Origin of the sequence: Rouxiella sp. Mn2063 (assembly GCF_049319665.1) — a bacterium.
Lineage (GTDB): Bacteria > Pseudomonadota > Gammaproteobacteria > Enterobacterales > Enterobacteriaceae > JBMOUD01.
Genome location: NZ_JBMOUD010000004.1, coordinates 82,105 through 98,117, shown reverse-complemented (window position 1 = coordinate 98,117; position 16,013 = coordinate 82,105). Strand labels below are relative to the sequence as shown.

At 49.7% G+C, this 16,013-nt stretch carries 14 protein-coding genes; 12 read left to right on the top strand and 2 right to left on the bottom strand.

All coding sequences use genetic code 11. The annotated features are described in order from the left end of the window. Positions 1-40: 40 nt before the first annotated feature. Positions 41-673 carry a glutathione S-transferase family protein gene (locus ACL9RG_RS07915; RefSeq protein WP_422792059.1) on the bottom strand — a complete coding sequence of 211 codons (633 nt, stop codon included), beginning with the start codon at positions 671-673 and terminating at the stop codon, positions 41-43. Between the two features lie 194 nt (positions 674-867). Between ACL9RG_RS07915 and ACL9RG_RS07910 the strand changes: the two genes are divergently transcribed. The 10 genes from ACL9RG_RS07910 to deoD all read left to right on the top strand — a co-directional run bounded on the left by ACL9RG_RS07910 (position 868) and on the right by deoD (position 12,577). Further along, the gene (locus ACL9RG_RS07910) at positions 868-1,821 is read left to right on the top strand and encodes a LysR family transcriptional regulator (RefSeq protein ID WP_422792058.1); all 954 of its coding nucleotides are present in this window, start codon (positions 868-870) and stop codon (positions 1,819-1,821) included. Between the two features lie 381 nt (positions 1,822-2,202). Further along, complete coding sequence (gene prfC, locus ACL9RG_RS07905; protein ID WP_422792057.1) at positions 2,203-3,792, top strand: peptide chain release factor 3; 1,590 nt, start codon at positions 2,203-2,205, stop codon at positions 3,790-3,792. 422 nt (positions 3,793-4,214) lie between these two features. Next, positions 4,215-4,805: a molecular chaperone OsmY gene (osmY, locus tag ACL9RG_RS07900; protein WP_422792056.1), complete on the top strand. Its 591-nt coding sequence runs from the start codon at positions 4,215-4,217 to the stop codon at positions 4,803-4,805. Between the two features lie 284 nt (positions 4,806-5,089). Beyond that, positions 5,090-5,251, top strand: coding sequence for a DUF1328 domain-containing protein (locus ACL9RG_RS07895; RefSeq protein ID WP_422792055.1), 162 nt, complete (start codon positions 5,090-5,092; stop codon positions 5,249-5,251). 209 nt (positions 5,252-5,460) lie between these two features. After that, the gene (locus ACL9RG_RS07890) at positions 5,461-6,771 is read left to right on the top strand and encodes a patatin-like phospholipase family protein (protein ID WP_422792054.1); all 1,311 of its coding nucleotides are present in this window, start codon (positions 5,461-5,463) and stop codon (positions 6,769-6,771) included. Positions 6,772-6,780: 9 nt separating this feature from the next. Then, positions 6,781-7,575, top strand: a complete 795-nt coding sequence (locus tag ACL9RG_RS07885; RefSeq protein WP_422792053.1) for a TatD family hydrolase — start codon at positions 6,781-6,783, stop codon at positions 7,573-7,575. 523 nt (positions 7,576-8,098) lie between these two features. Then, positions 8,099-8,878: a deoxyribose-phosphate aldolase gene (gene deoC, locus ACL9RG_RS07880; RefSeq protein ID WP_422792052.1), complete on the top strand. Its 780-nt coding sequence runs from the start codon at positions 8,099-8,101 to the stop codon at positions 8,876-8,878. Positions 8,879-8,963: 85 nt separating this feature from the next. After that, entirely contained in the window at positions 8,964-10,301 is a 1,338-nt protein-coding gene (gene deoA / locus ACL9RG_RS07875; RefSeq protein ID WP_422792051.1) for a thymidine phosphorylase, read from the top strand. 160 nt (positions 10,302-10,461) lie between these two features. Continuing rightward, complete coding sequence (gene deoB / locus ACL9RG_RS07870) at positions 10,462-11,685, top strand: phosphopentomutase (protein WP_422792050.1); 1,224 nt, start codon at positions 10,462-10,464, stop codon at positions 11,683-11,685. A 172-nt stretch (positions 11,686-11,857) separates the two neighbouring features. Beyond that, positions 11,858-12,577, top strand: coding sequence for a purine-nucleoside phosphorylase (gene deoD / locus ACL9RG_RS07865; RefSeq protein WP_422792049.1), 720 nt, complete (start codon positions 11,858-11,860; stop codon positions 12,575-12,577). An 87-nt stretch (positions 12,578-12,664) separates the two neighbouring features. Here the strand turns inward: deoD and ACL9RG_RS07860 are convergent, their stop codons facing one another. Then, complete coding sequence (locus ACL9RG_RS07860) at positions 12,665-13,474, bottom strand: YtjB family periplasmic protein (protein WP_422792048.1); 810 nt, start codon at positions 13,472-13,474, stop codon at positions 12,665-12,667. A gap of 127 nt (positions 13,475-13,601) precedes the next feature. Here ACL9RG_RS07860 and serB point away from each other — a divergent pair, with 127 nt between their 5' ends. Then, on the top strand, positions 13,602-14,567 hold the full coding sequence (gene serB, locus ACL9RG_RS07855; protein ID WP_422792047.1) for a phosphoserine phosphatase: 966 nt from the start codon (positions 13,602-13,604) through the stop codon (positions 14,565-14,567). 57 nt (positions 14,568-14,624) lie between these two features. Then, the gene (gene radA, locus ACL9RG_RS07850; RefSeq protein ID WP_422792046.1) at positions 14,625-16,007 is read left to right on the top strand and encodes a DNA repair protein RadA; all 1,383 of its coding nucleotides are present in this window, start codon (positions 14,625-14,627) and stop codon (positions 16,005-16,007) included. Positions 16,008-16,013: the final 6 nt, after the last annotated feature.

The window sequence follows — 16,013 nt, the reverse complement described above, 5'->3', positions numbered from 1 at the left end:
CCTGCAGGAGGCCGCTGGATGTGAGAGATGAAGTATTATTTTATTGAGTAATCGCCAGCGTCTTGTTGATGGCTGTAACGACTGCGGGCCGTGCCGAGACATCTTCGTACCAGCGAATGACAGATGGGTACTTGGCCAGAGAGATGCCGATTGCCTGATGACGCCATATCCACCCGAAATGGGCGATATCGGCGATACTATACGTCTCGCCCGCCGCATAAGGATGCTGCTCAAGGTTGTGCTCGAGCACGCCCAGTACTCGCTCCACTTCCGATAGAGCACGCGCTTGTGCTTCCGGTTGTGGTGGCGACTGCAGATTGACCAAGAAAGCCTGCAAAAATGCCGGACTCAGGCCCGATGCGTGGAAAAAGAGCTGTTCGAATACTTTAGCGCGGTGAAGTCCATCTTTTGCAAGCAGTTGTCCGGTTTTCTCTGCGAGGTAAACCAGGATGGCGGCGGACTCGCTGAGCACTATATCCTCGCCGCCTGTCTCGGTGGAACGGTCAGTAAGAACAGGCACTTTGGCGTTGGGATTCAAGGCACGGAAGGCTTCGCTCTTCTGTTCTCCCTGGCGCAAATTGACGGGAATAAGCTGATACTCCAGTCCCAACTCCTCCAGCACAATGGAGGCCTTTAGGCTATTGGGTGTGGTGAATGCAAATAATTCAAGCATGGTCTTATCCTCTTTTATTTAATTGACAAACCAGCTGCACAGCCCATTCGTCAGACGTGGGCCAGCCCATCCATCGATGAGGAACTCCGTACTGCGATGCAGGCTGTGTCGGAGCAAGTTCGGTTAGACAAATCTATTGCCGTACGTTATTTTTCGAAATAGAAATTAATGAAAACTATCGTTGCAGGAATGCTATGTCCAAGCTGCCAGATTTCGAAGGGCTCGCGATGTTCGGGAAGGTCGCGGAAGAAGGTTCATTTGCATCGGCGGCAACAGCCATGGGGGTCTCTGTGGCGACGGTCTCGCGGGCTGTTACCCGCCTTGAAGAGCGGTTGGGAGGCCGATTATTCAACCGGACCTCCCGACGACTTGCGCTCACGGACTATGGCCGTTCGCTCGCCGATAGAGCGGCAAAAATTTACGCGGAAGCCGAGGATGCAGAGAATTTCGCACGTGAGACATCGAGTCGACCACGTGGGCTCGTAAAACTCGCCGTGCCGCTCTCATTTGGTGCGCGCTGGGTCGCTCCGCTGCTGCCCGAGTTCTTTCTGGCTTATCCTGACATTTCCATCGATCTACATTCCGTGGACGCGCAGGCTGACTTGATTGGCGAAGGCTTTGATGCTGCTCTGCGCATCGCGGTCATGGAAGATTCGTCACTCGCCGCGCGTCTCATTGCACCCGTGCGTCGGTTCGTGGTGGCGTCCCCTGACTATCTGTCCCGCTTCGGACGCCCCCAGCACCCGAGCGAGCTGGGGGGGCACCAGTGCCTGAGTTACATCAACAGGAATAGACGTGACGTCTGGCGCTTTACTCACATAAACAGCGCAGAGGAATGCACTGTCGTGCCCGCTGGTGGGCTGCGGGCAACGAGCGTGGAGGCATTGTTACCCACTGTACTTGCCGGACAGGCCATCACGGAGATCCCCGAGTTCATTGCGGCACAGTATTTACGCGAGAAGCAGCTTGAGTCGCTATTTATCGATTGGCGCTTGCCCGAAGGGGGGCTTTATTTCGTCACCCCTACGACTCGTGCGCGACCTGCGAAGGTTAGCGCCTTGGCCGATTTCTTTACCTCAAGACTCGCTGCCGCGCAGTGGAGAGTCGAGGCGGGCCTGGATGATAATCCGCCAAATCAGCGAAAATGATGAAGTTTGCGGCGTAGAAAAGTGGACGCATTCGAACCGCACTTGTAGCCGTTATAAATTCTTTGCTGTTGGCCGGGGCAGAGAGGTGCCCGTTTCAAACGTAAATACAGCTTATCTTCTGAGAAGATGAGCTGACTTGCACTCTTTCTCCCTCGATCGATAGCACCTCATCGCGTAGCAATGTAGAATCCACACCCTAAAACCCAAATTTATTGTTGTATCCCCGTCATACTTCGAGTTGCAGGGGTGTTGGCTGCTTTCACTCCCCTAATCGCTTAGTCATCTAAGCTCTCAGGGACTCGTTCAATTGCCGCCTGCCTGTAACTCGAAGTATCTTGGGTATATACAGTGTTGTAATTGTACATAGCAGAGAAGAATCTAATGAGTAACCTTAGCTTTGCCGCAGAGGTCGCGTCTCGCCGCACTTTCGCAATCATCTCGCACCCCGATGCGGGTAAAACCACCATCACTGAAAAAGTGTTGTTATTCGGACAGGCGATTCAGACTGCCGGTACGGTAAAAGGCCGTGGCTCGAGCCATCATGCTAAATCCGACTGGATGGAGATGGAGAAACAACGTGGTATCTCCATTACTACCTCGGTGATGCAGTTCCCTTATAAAGAGTGCCTGGTTAACCTGCTCGACACGCCGGGACACGAAGACTTCTCCGAAGATACTTATCGTACTCTGACGGCGGTTGACTGCTGTCTGATGGTGATTGACGCCGCCAAAGGCGTTGAGGATCGTACCCGTAAGCTGATGGAAGTTACCCGTCTGCGTGATACGCCGATCCTAACCTTCATGAACAAACTTGACCGTGATATCCGTGATCCGATGGAAGTGATGGACGAAGTGGAGCGTGAGCTGCAAATCGCCTGTTCACCTATCACTTGGCCGATTGGTTGCGGCAAGCTGTTTAAAGGCGTTTATCACCTCTATAAAGATGAAACTTATCTTTATCAGAGTGGTAAAGGCAGCACCATTCAGGAAGTGCGTATCGTTAAAGGTCTGGATAACCCAGATTTAGACGCGGCCATTGGTGAAGACTTAGCCGAGCAGTTGCGCGGTGAGCTGGAGCTGGTTAAAGGCGCGGCCCATGAGTTTGAGCATGAAGCTTTCCTTAGCGGTGATATGACGCCGGTATTCTTTGGTACCGCGTTGGGTAACTTCGGCGTTGATCATATGCTGGACGGTTTGGTTGAGTGGGCTCCTGCTCCAATGCCGCGTGCTACCGATGTCCGGGAAGTTACGGCTCAAGATGACAAATTCACCGGTTTTGTGTTCAAGATCCAGGCCAATATGGACCCGAAACACCGTGACCGCGTTGCTTTTATGCGTGTAGTCTCTGGCAAGTATGAAAAAGGCATGAAATTGCGTCAGGTGCGAACCAATAAAGATGTGGTGATATCTGATGCTTTGACCTTTATGGCCGGTGACCGTTCGCACGTCGAAGAGGCCTACCCGGGCGATATTATTGGTCTGCATAACCACGGTACTATTCAGATCGGCGATACCTTTACTCAAGGCGAGATGATGAAGTTCACCGGCATTCCTAACTTTGCCCCTGAATTGTTCCGTCGTATTCGTCTGCGGGACCCATTAAAGCAGAAGCAATTGCTTAAAGGGTTGGTGCAGCTATCAGAAGAGGGCGCGGTACAGGTGTTCCGTCCGATTGCCAATAACGACCTGATTGTGGGTGCCGTGGGTGTACTGCAGTTTGAAGTGGTGGTTGCCCGTCTGAAAACTGAATACAACGTCGAAGCGATTTACGAGTCAGTTAACGTATCAACTGCGCGTTGGGTTGAGTGCAAAGACGTGAAGAAGTTTGAAGAATTCAAGCGCAAAGCCGAGATGAACCTAGCGCTGGACGGTGGTGACAATATGACTTACATCGCACCGACTATGGTTAACCTTAACCTGACCCAGGAACGTTATCCAGAAGTCCAGTTCCGTAAAACTCGCGAACATTAATCAGTACTTGCTGAGTCATTACAGAGTAAAAGGCGACGAGAATGTCGCCTTTTTTACGGCTTTACCCCACGCTTCAATAATTTCACACCTAAACTAACCCCGTCTTTTTTGATGATTTATCGTACAAAAGTGACGCGTTATGCTCAGACTAGTCTGCATTACTGGCGTAAATGGCCAATCCCCCTACCGTTTTATACATAGTTGGCTATAGTTAATTTGTGCGTGGTTAACTAGTTTAATCAACTACCACCATAATATAAGGCGGAGTATTGTGCTGTAATTGTTATTCGCTGTCGCCATGTTTGATTGCTGGTGTTTTTTATTATCACAGTAAACACTTTCGAAAAAAGTTAAGTCGCCACGATGATGTGGTGTAAAGAGCTCAAACATCTTTGAGCTGTAAACTGTTAAGGAAGAGATCGATGAAAAAGTCTAATTTTGCCTATTCAATGATGGCTATCGTCCTGGGTACCGCCGTAATGAGTACCAGTGCATTGGCTGCTGACACAACGAGTAGTGCTGGCGCAAAAATCGATAGCTCCATCAAAAAAGTCGACAACTATATGGGCGACAGCGCCATCACTGCCAAGGTGAAAAGTGCTTTGATCGATGATAAAGCGATCAAAAGCACCGATATCTCTGTCAAAACCGAGCATGGAAAGGTGACGTTGAGCGGTTTTGTGAGTTCACAGGCTGAAGCTGAGCGTGCTGTAGCCGCTGCTAATAAAGTTGAAGGCGTGAAATCTGTTAGCGACAAACTGCATACCAAAGATGCGAAAGAACAATCGGTGAAAAGTTACGCTGGTGATACCGCAACTACCGCATCGGTGAAGGCCAAATTACTGGCAGAAGATGGTGTGTCATCCGGTGGTGTGAAAGTCGAAACCAATGATGGTGTCGTCCAGCTGTCCGGCAGTGTGAAAAACCAAGCTGAGTCTGAGCGAGCTGAAAGCGTTGCTAAAGCCGTCGATGGTGTAAAAAGTGTCAAGAACGACCTGAAAATAGAGCCATAATTCTCACGTCGTTATCAGTGGCCCGCTTGCGGGCCATTAACAACCTTCTTAATGCTTGAGTTTCTGAAAATCCCATGACGTTCAAAGCATATCACTACTTATTTTGCTAAAAACTTGCCTATTTTCATGATCTCGTATTTTTCCAGCTATCTTTAAACTAGCGTAGATTTGCAATGGTCTACGCCGTATTTAAAACCTGTTCAGTTGCATTGGACAAGTGAGCCACTGAGTCGTTGAGCTCTTAATCTGAGTTCTTAATTTTTAAATAAGGTAAGGAGAAGCATATGTTTCGTTGGGGCATTATATTTCTAGTTATCGCGCTCATCGCCGCAGCACTTGGTTTTGGTGGTTTGGCAGGAACGGCAGCGGGCGCAGCAAAAATCGTCTTCGTTGTGGGTATTATCTTGTTCCTGGTCAGTTTGTTCACCGGGCGCAGAAATCGTTAGTGTAAAACAAATAACATCTGTTCTGCGGCTCCTAAAGGCAAATCGTAAACACTACTGCTAATTATCGTTGTATTGGTAATACCTCAAGATAAGTATTAAGCAGTTAGTGCGAATAGTTAACAGGGTGTAACGATTTAGGCTTTAGGAGTCTGCCAGATGCTCAAAAGAGGGAGTATGCTCGGGACTCAAGCCAACTCATTGAGGAATCCGTGTTGGGATCTCGCATACCTGTTACCCTCGGTAATATTGAACCTTTAGCTTACAAACCTTATCTACCGCAAAAAATTGCCTTGGTATGTGAAGGGGGCGGTCAGCGGGGCATTTTTACCGCGGGCGTTCTGGATGAATTTCAACGAGCCGGTTTTAACCCCTTCGATTTATTGATTGGCACCTCTGCGGGTGCGCAAAACCTTTCTGCTTATGTTTGTGGCCAGCCAGGCTATGCTCGTCGGGTTATCACGCGTTATACCACCAGTGCCGAGTTTTTTAACCCACTGCGTTTCGTGCGTGGAGGACACCTTATCGATCTTGATTGGCTAGTCGATGTCACTTCAAAAAACATGCCGTTAGCCATGGAACGCGCTGAAAAACTGTTAATCGATGGCCGTGAGTTTTTGATGTGTGCCTGTCGCAGTGATGACTATACGCCGAGCTATTTTTCTCCCACCAAAGAGAGCTGGTTACCGATTATTAAAGCATCCAGCGCCATTCCTGGTTTCTACCGTATGGGCGTTGATTTAGAAGGTGTTAGCTATCAAGACGGTGGGATTAGCGATGCGATACCGGTAGAGGAAGCTTATCGTCGCGGCGCAGATACAATTGTGGTGATCCGCACTGTACCATCGGCGATGGTATATACGCCGCAATGGATAAAACGTATGGAGCAATGGTTGAGTGAAAGCAGCCTGCAGCAGCTAGTACATATGGTGCAGCACCATGAAAGTAGCTATCACCGCATCCAGCAATTTATCGAAAATCCCCCGGATAATTTACGTATTTTTGAGATCTTCCCACCTAAACCCTTAGCGAGCAGCGCACTGGGTAGCCGTTTGCCCGCATTAAATCAGGATTATCATCTGGGCCGCCGCTGCGCGCGCTATTTCTTATCTGCTGCATCGCATTGGCTGCTGCCGCGAGAAAAAGATCGTGCGATGAAGCCATTGATACCGCGTAAAACCAAAATGCATATCGTCCCAGAGGTAAGCACGCCGGTGACAAGCGAGACTGAAACCGCTGCGTCTTCCACTATCATTGTGCCGTTAAAGCCGAACGCCAAGCCGCTACCTGAGGTTTTGACCGATAGCGCCTCATTAGCTAAGTTATTGGTAGAGGATAAGCTGTTGCCAATAGCGAGCGCGCTAGTCACGCAAGTCAAACGCCGCGTACATGCAAAATCTGCGGTAGTGCCAGGGGGTGAGCCAGCTTCTCGTGACAATGTTATTCTCGATAATTCAGCCTCTGCTTCTGACAATGCCAAGTATAATCTCGATAATTCGAAGCCCAATAAAGAAGCCCAATAAGGGAGAGCCATGTCGAGCCCGACGTTTATCGATACGCACTGTCATTTTGATTTTCCGCCTTTTAGTGGGGCAGAAGCAGCAAGTTTGGCTTTAGCAGAGCAAGCGGGGATTAGGCAGATTATTGTCCCTGCGGTAACTGCAGATCGCTTTGCCAGAATTGTACAACTTGCCCAAAACTATCCGCCGATTTTTGCCGCGCTGGGGCTACATCCTTTATATATTGCCCAGCACCAGGAAGCAGACCTTGCCGTGTTAGATAGTCATCTGCAACAGCGTGATAGCAAGCTTGTCGCCGTTGGTGAAATTGGCTTAGATCTTTATATGGATACGCCGATGTTCGAGCGGCAACAGTGGTTGCTAACAGAGCAGTTGCGCTTAGCCAAACAATATACGCTGCCGGTAATTTTGCACTCGCGGCGTAGCCACGATCAATTAGCGGCAATGTTACGTAAAGCGCAATTACCAGCAACGGGCGTTGTGCATGGATTTGCCGGCAGTTTGTCGCAAGCTGAGGCTTTTGTACGTTTAGGCTATGCGATTGGCGTTGGTGGCACCATCACCTATGAAAGAGCGCAGAAGACCCGGCGAGTGATGGCTGAGTTACCCCTTACTTCTTTATTATTAGAAACCGATGCGCCAGATATGCCCTTGCAAGGTTATCAAGGTCAACCTAACCGCCCAGAACGTGCTATTGAGGTATTTAGGGTCTTGTGTGAGTTGCGATCTGAATCGCCTGAGCAGATTGCCAAAGCGCTTTATGACAATACTCAAAGGGTATTTGGCCCGCAGCCTCTTATCAACTAAGCTTGCGGAGAAATGTTATTTAAATAACATTTTACGTTGAAGCAGACCTCTAAATTGCAAGTAATTCGCTTTAATAGGCATGATATCTACATGTAATGTTACTATAATAACATTATGCCATTTGGCATCGTCTCTGTGCCAAAGCCTCATCACTATTTTTGCTAGTTTTGGTATAGATTTTAATCTAGGTCAGATTCTGAGCATTGAGCTTTTAAGTGTGATCTATCGCACATTTAAATTGATATCGTTGCAATGGGCTCTTAAATTTTGTGAAATACTGCACGTATAAACCCATGCTAACGTGTTCAAATAGTCACGACAGGTTAGCGACAGCTAATCAGGTGCGGTGAGAAGGATCTCAGTGGCCAGTCGAAGATGTTGTATCTTCTCTGCGTTCTTCAAGGAACCAAGTCCGCTCGCCAACTTTGTCTGGATATGTGTTCGCCATTAGGCGCTACATCCATACATGACTTTATGCTCGGTTCTGGCCGGTCGTCAGAATTGATAATTGTTGGAGAGTTTTATGACCGATTTAACCGCCGCAGCGCAACGTGCGCTAAACCTGATGGATTTAACTACGCTTAATGATGATGACACCGATGCCAAAGTCATTGCGTTGTGTCATCAGGCAAAAAGCCCGGCTGGTAACACCGCAGCTATCTGTATTTATCCTCGTTTTATTCCTGTTGCACGTAAAGCACTGCGTGAGCAGGGAACGCCAGATATCCGTATCGCCACCGTCACTAACTTCCCACACGGCAATGACGATATCGACATTGCGTTGGCTGAAACCCAGGCTGCCATTGCTTATGGCGCAGATGAAGTCGACGTCGTTTTCCCTTATCGCGCGCTGATTGCTGGCAACGAAAATATCGGTTTTGAACTGGTTAAGCAGTGCAAGCAAGCTTGTGCTGCCGCTAACGTATTGTTGAAAGTGATCATCGAAACCGGTGAGCTCAAACAAGACGCGCTGATCCGCAAAGCCTCTGAAATTGCCATTAATGCTGGCGCTGACTTTATCAAAACCTCAACGGGTAAAGTGCCGGAGAATGCCACGTTGCATAGCGCAGAGCTGATGATGACGGTCATTAAAGAGATGGGCGTTGGTAAAACGGTTGGTTTCAAACCCGCCGGTGGTGTGAAAACCGCAGAAGATGCCGCTCAATATTTGGCGTTAGCCGACCGTCTGTTAGGCCGCGAGTGGGCCGATGCCCGCCACTTCCGCTTTGGCGCTTCCAGCCTGTTAGCCAGCTTGCTGACGACGCTGGGCCATGCAGGTCAGAAATCTGGCAGCAGCTACTAATCAGCTAATTGATATTTTGCCAGTGCGGTTGCGCGCTGGCTGAACCGGTATTGATTTTGTTCGCTGACGGCATTGGGAGGCAACATTGGCTTCGATACAAAAAGGTTTCTTGGCCCAGGAAATTATCCGTAAAAAACGCGATGGGCAGGTATTAAGCGAAGAAGAGATCCGCTTTTTCATCAATGGCATCCGTGATAGCCAGGTTTCAGAAGGCCAAATCGCGGCGCTAGCCATGACTATCTACTTTAATGATATGACCATGTCTGAACGGGTCGCGCTAACGATGGCGATGCGAGACTCTGGTACCGTGCTGAATTGGCAAAGTCTGAACCTTAATGGTCCGTTAGTCGATAAACATTCAACTGGCGGCGTTGGTGATGTCACTTCATTAATGCTCGGGCCGATGGTTGCAGCCTGTGGTGGCTATGTGCCGATGATTTCTGGCCGGGGGTTGGGGCATACCGGAGGGACGCTGGATAAACTTGAGGCTATTCCTGGGTTTGATATTTTCCCTGACGATAGCCGCTTCCGGCAGATTATTCAGGATGTGGGTGTCGCGATTATTGGTCAAACAACATCGCTGGCACCGGCAGACAAACGCTTTTACGCGACGCGGGATATCACCGCCACTGTGGATTCTATCCCGTTGATCACCGCCTCGATCCTGGCAAAAAAACTGGCCGAAGGGCTAGATGCGTTGGTTATGGACGTTAAAGTGGGTTCAGGTGCGTTTATGCCTACCTACGAACAGTCGGAAAATCTGGCGCAGGCCATTGTTGACGTGGCGAATGGTGCAGGATGCAAAACGACGGCGCTGCTCAGCGATATGAATCAGGTATTGGCATCGAGCGCGGGGAATGCGGTTGAAGTGCGCGAAGCGGTGCAGTTCCTCACCGGTGAATATCGTAACCCACGGCTGTTTGAAGTGACGATGGCGCTGTGTGTGGAGATGTTGTTGTCCGGTAGTTTGGCTACCGATGATGCTGATGCGCGGTGTAAACTACAGGCCGTGTTGGATAACGGCAAAGCAGCAGAGATCTTTGGACGCATGATCGCGGCGCAAAAAGGGCCGGCTGATTTCATCGAACGTTATGATAGTTATTTGCCGAAAGCGACCTTGTCTCAAGTAGTTTATGCTGAGAATGCTGGCATTGTTAGCGCGATGGATACTCGTGCACTGGGTATGAGCGTCGTTTCTCTTGGCGGCGGACGCCGGCGTGCAACCGATGCCATTGATTACAGCGTTGGGTTGACAAATGTTGTACAACTCGGCCAACGCCTTGATATACGCCAACCGTTGGCGATGATTCATGCTAATAGTGAAGAAGCCTGGCAGCAAGCCGCCGCAGCGGTTCGAGCGTCGATTATCGTTAGTGATAAAGCGCCAGAAACGACGCCAGTTATTTATCGCCGTATTAGTTAATGATACCAGTCATACTTCAAGTTGCCGTGCCGTTGGCTGCCCTTGAAGTTTATTGACTATATAAATTTGGTTAGGTGCGGCTGGAGCCGCATTGGACATTCACCAGAGACGGTAGGCAGCGCCACTGTTTCTAACATGTGACAACATGTAGGAGAGCATAATGAAACGTACATTTATCATGGTATTGGACTCATTTGGTATTGGTGCGAGTGAGGATGCTGAACGCTTTGGCGACGTTGGTTCAGACACGCTTGGTCATATCGCCGCTGCCTGCGCTCGTGGTGAAGCTAATGTTGGCCGTCAAGGCCCGCTGCATCTACCTAATCTGACCGCGCTGGGCTTGGCGAAAGCGGCGGAAGAATCTACCGGTAAACTTCCTGAGGGAATGGATGGTAATGCAGAAATCATCGGCGCTTATGCGTTTGCCAGTGAAATCTCGTCAGGTAAAGATACCCCGTCTGGCCACTGGGAAATCGCTGGTGTGCCGGTATTGTTCGATTGGGGCTACTTCTCTGATCTGACCAACAGCTTCCCGCAAGAGTTGCTGGATAAACTGGTGCAACGCGCCAATCTGCCGGGCTACCTTGGTAACTGCCATTCGTCTGGTACCGTTGTTCTCGACGAGTTGGGCGAAGAGCATATGAAAACCGGCAAGCCGATTTTCTATACCTCTGCTGACTCGGTATTCCAGATTGCCTGTCACGAAGAAACCTTTGGGCTTGAGCGTCTGTATGAGCTGTGTGAAATCGCACGTGAAGAGTTGACCGAAGGCGGTTATAACATTGGCCGCGTGATTGCTCGTCCATTCATTGGTGATAAAGCCGGGAATTTCGAACGAACCGGTAATCGTCACGACTTAGCAGTCGAACCACCGGCACCAACCATCTTGAAAAAGCTGGTTGATGAGAAGGGCGGTAACGTTGTTTCTGTTGGTAAAATTGCTGACATCTACGCACAGGTTGGCATCACTAAAAAAGTGAAAGCGACCGGCCTGGATGCGCTATTTGATGCCACCGTTAAAGAGATGAAAGCCGCGGGTGATAACACTATCGTCTTCACCAACTTTGTTGATTTCGATTCCTCTTACGGCCACCGCCGTGACGTTCCTGGTTATGGTGCGGCGCTGGAGCTGTTTGACCGCCGTCTGCCAGAGCTGATGGAACTGGTGAAAGGTGACGATATCCTGATCCTCACCGCTGACCACGGCTGTGATCCTTCCTGGCGTGGTACCGATCACACTCGTGAAAACGTGCCAGTGCTGATTTATGGCCCAAAAGTGCAGCCGGGTTCACGCGGACATCGTAAAACCTTCGCAGATATCGGCCAGACTGTAGCTAACTATTTTGATTTATCGCCGATGGATTATGGTAAATCGATCCTGTAGTCTGCGCGGCTTGCAGATTACTTAGCTTTATATTTATAAATCATCGTATTTATAAATCGTTGTATTTATAACCTATTTGTTTAGACCTAGGGTGTTTTAGAACGCAGGAAATGTCCCTGTATTTTGAGAGACTCTAGGCCTATAAAGACATTGTTCAATAAGGAATTTTATTATGGCTACTCCACATATTGGCGCGGAAATGGGCGCTTTTGCCGACGTCGTACTGATGCCAGGCGATCCACTGCGTGCTAAATATATTGCAGAAACCTTCCTTGAAGATGCCGTACTGGTGAACGAAGTTCGCGGAATGCTGGGTTATACCGGGACTTACAAAGGCCGCAGAATTTCTGTGATGGGCCACGGTATGGGTATCCCATCCTGTTCTATCTACACCAAAGAGTTGATCACTGAATTCGGCGTGAAGAAAATCATTCGCGTGGGTTCTTGCGGTGCAGTCAGTCCTGATGTGAAACTGCGTGAGGTCGTCATTGGTATGGGGGCTTGCACCGATTCCAAAGTTAACCGCCTGCGTTTTAAAGATCACGATTACGCGGCTATTGCGGATTTCAACATGGTGCGTAATGCGGTTGATGCAGCAGCGGCGCAGGGTATCCCAACTCGCGTAGGTAACATTTTCTCGGCAGACCTGTTCTACACCCCAGATCCAACCATGTTCGACGTAATGGAAAAGTACGGCATCCTGGGCGTGGAAATGGAAGCGGCTGGTATCTACGGTGTAGCAGCAGAATTCGGTGCTAAAGCGCTGGCAATCTGTACTGTATCGGACCATATCCGTACTCACGAACAAACCACAGCAGAAGAGCGTCAAACCTCTTTCAACGACATGATCATTATCGCGTTGGAATCTGTACTGCTGGGCGATAAAGAATAATTTCTCGCACGACGGCAAGATACACAAAAACGGGTGCCTGTTGGCACCCGTTTTCTATTCAGTCGTCGCCTGAGCGAATCATAAAAATCACTCGTCTTGCTTAGGTTTTTCGCTTTGCGTCAGGCTGCGGTGTGCGGCCTGTACCGCATCGATCTGCTCTTCTTCTTGCGTTGACGGTGCGGCAGGTTTAGGCTCGATTCGGTCTTCGGCGATAGCAATCACCAGCGGTTCGTTCGGGTCGTTGTGCGCGGGTAAATCATCATCCTCTTCTCTCTCTTTTAGACGCGTGCTGGCAGTAAGCAGAAACGGTGATTGTTCCCAGCGGCTGCGGCGGCCTTGCAGCAATATCCGCGATAAAATAATGCCAATTGCTAGCGCCAATAACATCATCAGGCGTAACAAGTTGGTGGTGTTATCTACCTGTTTTGCCTCTGTTGCGAGGACGTGAGTATCGAGCGTCATACGCAAAAAGCCGCTCGGACCATCTTTATCACCAATAGGTTGCACGATTTGATGGTTGAAATAACTGCCAGCACGTTTGCCATCGAGGGCCAGGCGATCGCGCACCGGCACTTTTTCACCGGCGTGAGCGATAAGCGAACCGTCCAACTGATAAACGCTGGCATCAAGAATACGGCTGTGATCGGTCAGTTGGTTGAGAATTATGGTGATCTGAGCGATATCCGCGCCGTCATTCTTGCTGTCCATCATCGGCGCTAACGTAAAAGCGACCTGACGTGCCAGCGTTTGAGTTAATTGTTCCACCTGCCGAGATCGCGCTAACTGATGTCCTAAGCTAAAATAGGACGCGCCTTGCATTAATAAAACTAATAATGCCAGACATATCAATACGATAGCTGTACGGTGCAGGCGAAATTTCAGTTTGGCCTCTGCCATTCTGTTTCCTTAAGATTTTCGACGACTTTAATGTTGCCAGAAGCGTTGGCGATAAGGTAGCTTGATGCGTCGTTTTATCTCGACGTCTTTGCTTTCCTTTAGCCCTAATTTATCCAGTGGAGTTATCATGCCAAACCGTCTGACCTATTGCGATCTTCCTGCGGAGATTCACCAATGGCCGGGACTTCCCCTTTCATTAAGCGGTGATGAAGTCATGCCGCTGGATTACCGAGCTGGCCATACCGGTTGGTTGCTTTACGGTAAGACGCTGGACAAAAAAAGCATCACCGTTTTTCAGGTTGAGCTCGGTCGTGCGCTGGTGATTGTTAATGCGTGGCAGGTTGAAGACTACCAGGTTGTTCACCTTGCAGGGCCATTAACAGAAGACATTATCGCCTTGGCTGACCGCTTTACGCTAGATGTCACCAAGCTCGATAGAGTGCCACAAATGCGTGCGCCAGGTCTGTTGGTTATGGATATGGATTCTACGGCAATCGAGATCGAGTGTATCGATGAAATTGCTAAACTGGCTGGCGTGGGTGAGCAAGTTGCCGAAGTCACTGAACGTGCGATGCGCGGTGAACTAGACTTTGCCGACAGCCTGCGTCAACGTGTCGGTACTTTAAAAGATGCGGATGCCAGTATTTTGCAGCAGGTGCGAGATACGCTGCCGCTGATGCCAGGATTAACCCGTATGGTTGAGCGCTTGCAAGAGCTGGGCTGGCATGTCGCTATCGCTTCGGGCGGCTTCACTTATTACGCTGATTATCTGCGTGACAAGCTGCAGTTGGTTGAGGTAGCGGCCAATGAGCTGGAAATTATCGACGGTAAGCTAACGGGCAACGTGCTTGGACCGATTGTTGATGCACAATATAAAGCCGATACACTGTTAAGATTGGCTGAAAGTTTGGGCATTACCAAAGAACAAACGATGGCGATTGGCGATGGTGCCAACGACTTGAAAATGATGGCAGTGGCCGGAATGGGTATTGCTTATCACGCTAAGCCGAAAGTTTATGCTCAGGCTCAGGTATGTATTCGCCATGCTGATTTGATTGGCGTGCTTTGTATCTTGAGCGGTAGTCAGGCTTAATCATATCCTTCAAATAATTAGGGTATACAGTGTTGAATATTAACTAAGAGGTTCGTTGTGGCAAAAGCAGCAAAACGCGCATTTGTATGTAATGAATGTGGGGCGGATTACCCGCGCTGGCAGGGGCAATGTAGCGCCTGTCAGGCTTGGAACACCATTACTGAAATCCGTTTAGCCGCCTCGCCAACCGTGGCGCGCAATGAACGTCTTAGCGGATACGCCGGTGATGCGGGCGTCAGCCGCGTGCAGAAACTCTCTGATATTAGCCTTGATGCATTACCGCGTTTTAGCACCGGGTTTCAGGAGTTTGACCGCGTATTGGGCGGTGGCGTCGTTCCTGGTAGTGCGATCTTGATCGGGGGCAACCCGGGAGCGGGTAAAAGTACGCTGTTGCTGCAAATTTTATGCAAGCTTGGCGAAAGTATGAAAACGCTGTACGTCACGGGTGAAGAATCTCTTCAGCAGGTGGCGATGCGCGCTCATCGTTTGGGATTACCGACCGCCAACATGAATATGTTGTCAGAAACCAGCATCGAGCAGATTTGTCAGATTGCCGATCAAGAGCAACCTAAGCTGATGGTGATCGACTCTATTCAAGTGATGCATATGGCCGATATCCAATCTTCACCGGGTACTGTGGCACAGGTGCGTGAAACCGCGGCTTATCTGACGCGGTTTGCTAAAACGCGTGGTGTTGCCATCGTGATGGTGGGCCATGTCACCAAAGATGGATCTCTGGCTGGGCCAAAAGTATTGGAACACTGTATCGACTGCTCGGTACTACTTGATGGCGATGCCGATTCCCGTTTTCGTACCATTCGCAGTCATAAAAATCGTTTTGGTGCGGTCAATGAGCTGGGCGTTTTTGCTATGACCGAGCAGGGATTGCGTGAAGTTAGTAACCCTTCGGCTATTTTCCTCAGCCGTGGTGATGAAATTACTTCAGGCAGTTCAGTGATGGTGCTGTGGGAAGGGACTCGTCCGCTGTTAGTCGAGATCCAGGCGTTGGTCGATCACTCAATGATGGGCAATCCGCGTCGCGTCGCTGTGGGTTTGGAACAAAACCGCTTAGCGATTTTACTCGCTGTGTTACACCGCCATGGCGGGTTGCAAATGGCTGACCAAGATGTTTTCGTTAATGTGGTCGGTGGTGTCAAAGTCACCGAAACCAGCGCAGACTTAGCGTTGCTATTAGCTTTAGTTTCTAGTCTGCGCGACCGACCGTTACCTCAGGATTTGGTGGTCTTCGGTGAGGTTGGCCTGGCGGGGGAAATTCGTCCGGTGCCGAGCGGGCAAGAGCGTATTGCTGAAGCGGGTAAACACGGCTTTAAACGCGCTATCGTGCCTCATGCCAATGTGCCTAAAAAGCTGCCGGCCGGGATGCAAGTTTTTGGGGTGAAGAAACTCTCTGATGCGTTGGCGATCCTCGACGATCTGTAAGATAGG

What these genes read in the sequence shown, in the direction of transcription:
- ACL9RG_RS07915 (WP_422792059.1), bottom strand. Translation starts at nt 673, where the DNA reads ATGCTTGAATTATTTGCATTCACCACACCCAATAGCCTAAAGGCCTCC.
- ACL9RG_RS07910 (WP_422792058.1), top strand. Translation starts at nt 868, where the DNA reads ATGTCCAAGCTGCCAGATTTCGAAGGGCTCGCGATGTTCGGGAAGGTC.
- prfC (WP_422792057.1), top strand. Translation starts at nt 2,203, where the DNA reads ATGAGTAACCTTAGCTTTGCCGCAGAGGTCGCGTCTCGCCGCACTTTC.
- osmY (WP_422792056.1), top strand. Translation starts at nt 4,215, where the DNA reads ATGAAAAAGTCTAATTTTGCCTATTCAATGATGGCTATCGTCCTGGGT.
- ACL9RG_RS07895 (WP_422792055.1), top strand. Translation starts at nt 5,090, where the DNA reads ATGTTTCGTTGGGGCATTATATTTCTAGTTATCGCGCTCATCGCCGCA.
- ACL9RG_RS07885 (WP_422792053.1), top strand. Translation starts at nt 6,781, where the DNA reads ATGTCGAGCCCGACGTTTATCGATACGCACTGTCATTTTGATTTTCCG.
- deoC (WP_422792052.1), top strand. Translation starts at nt 8,099, where the DNA reads ATGACCGATTTAACCGCCGCAGCGCAACGTGCGCTAAACCTGATGGAT.
- deoB (WP_422792050.1), top strand. Translation starts at nt 10,462, where the DNA reads ATGAAACGTACATTTATCATGGTATTGGACTCATTTGGTATTGGTGCG.
- deoD (WP_422792049.1), top strand. Translation starts at nt 11,858, where the DNA reads ATGGCTACTCCACATATTGGCGCGGAAATGGGCGCTTTTGCCGACGTC.
- ACL9RG_RS07860 (WP_422792048.1), bottom strand. Translation starts at nt 13,474, where the DNA reads ATGGCAGAGGCCAAACTGAAATTTCGCCTGCACCGTACAGCTATCGTA.
- serB (WP_422792047.1), top strand. Translation starts at nt 13,602, where the DNA reads ATGCCAAACCGTCTGACCTATTGCGATCTTCCTGCGGAGATTCACCAA.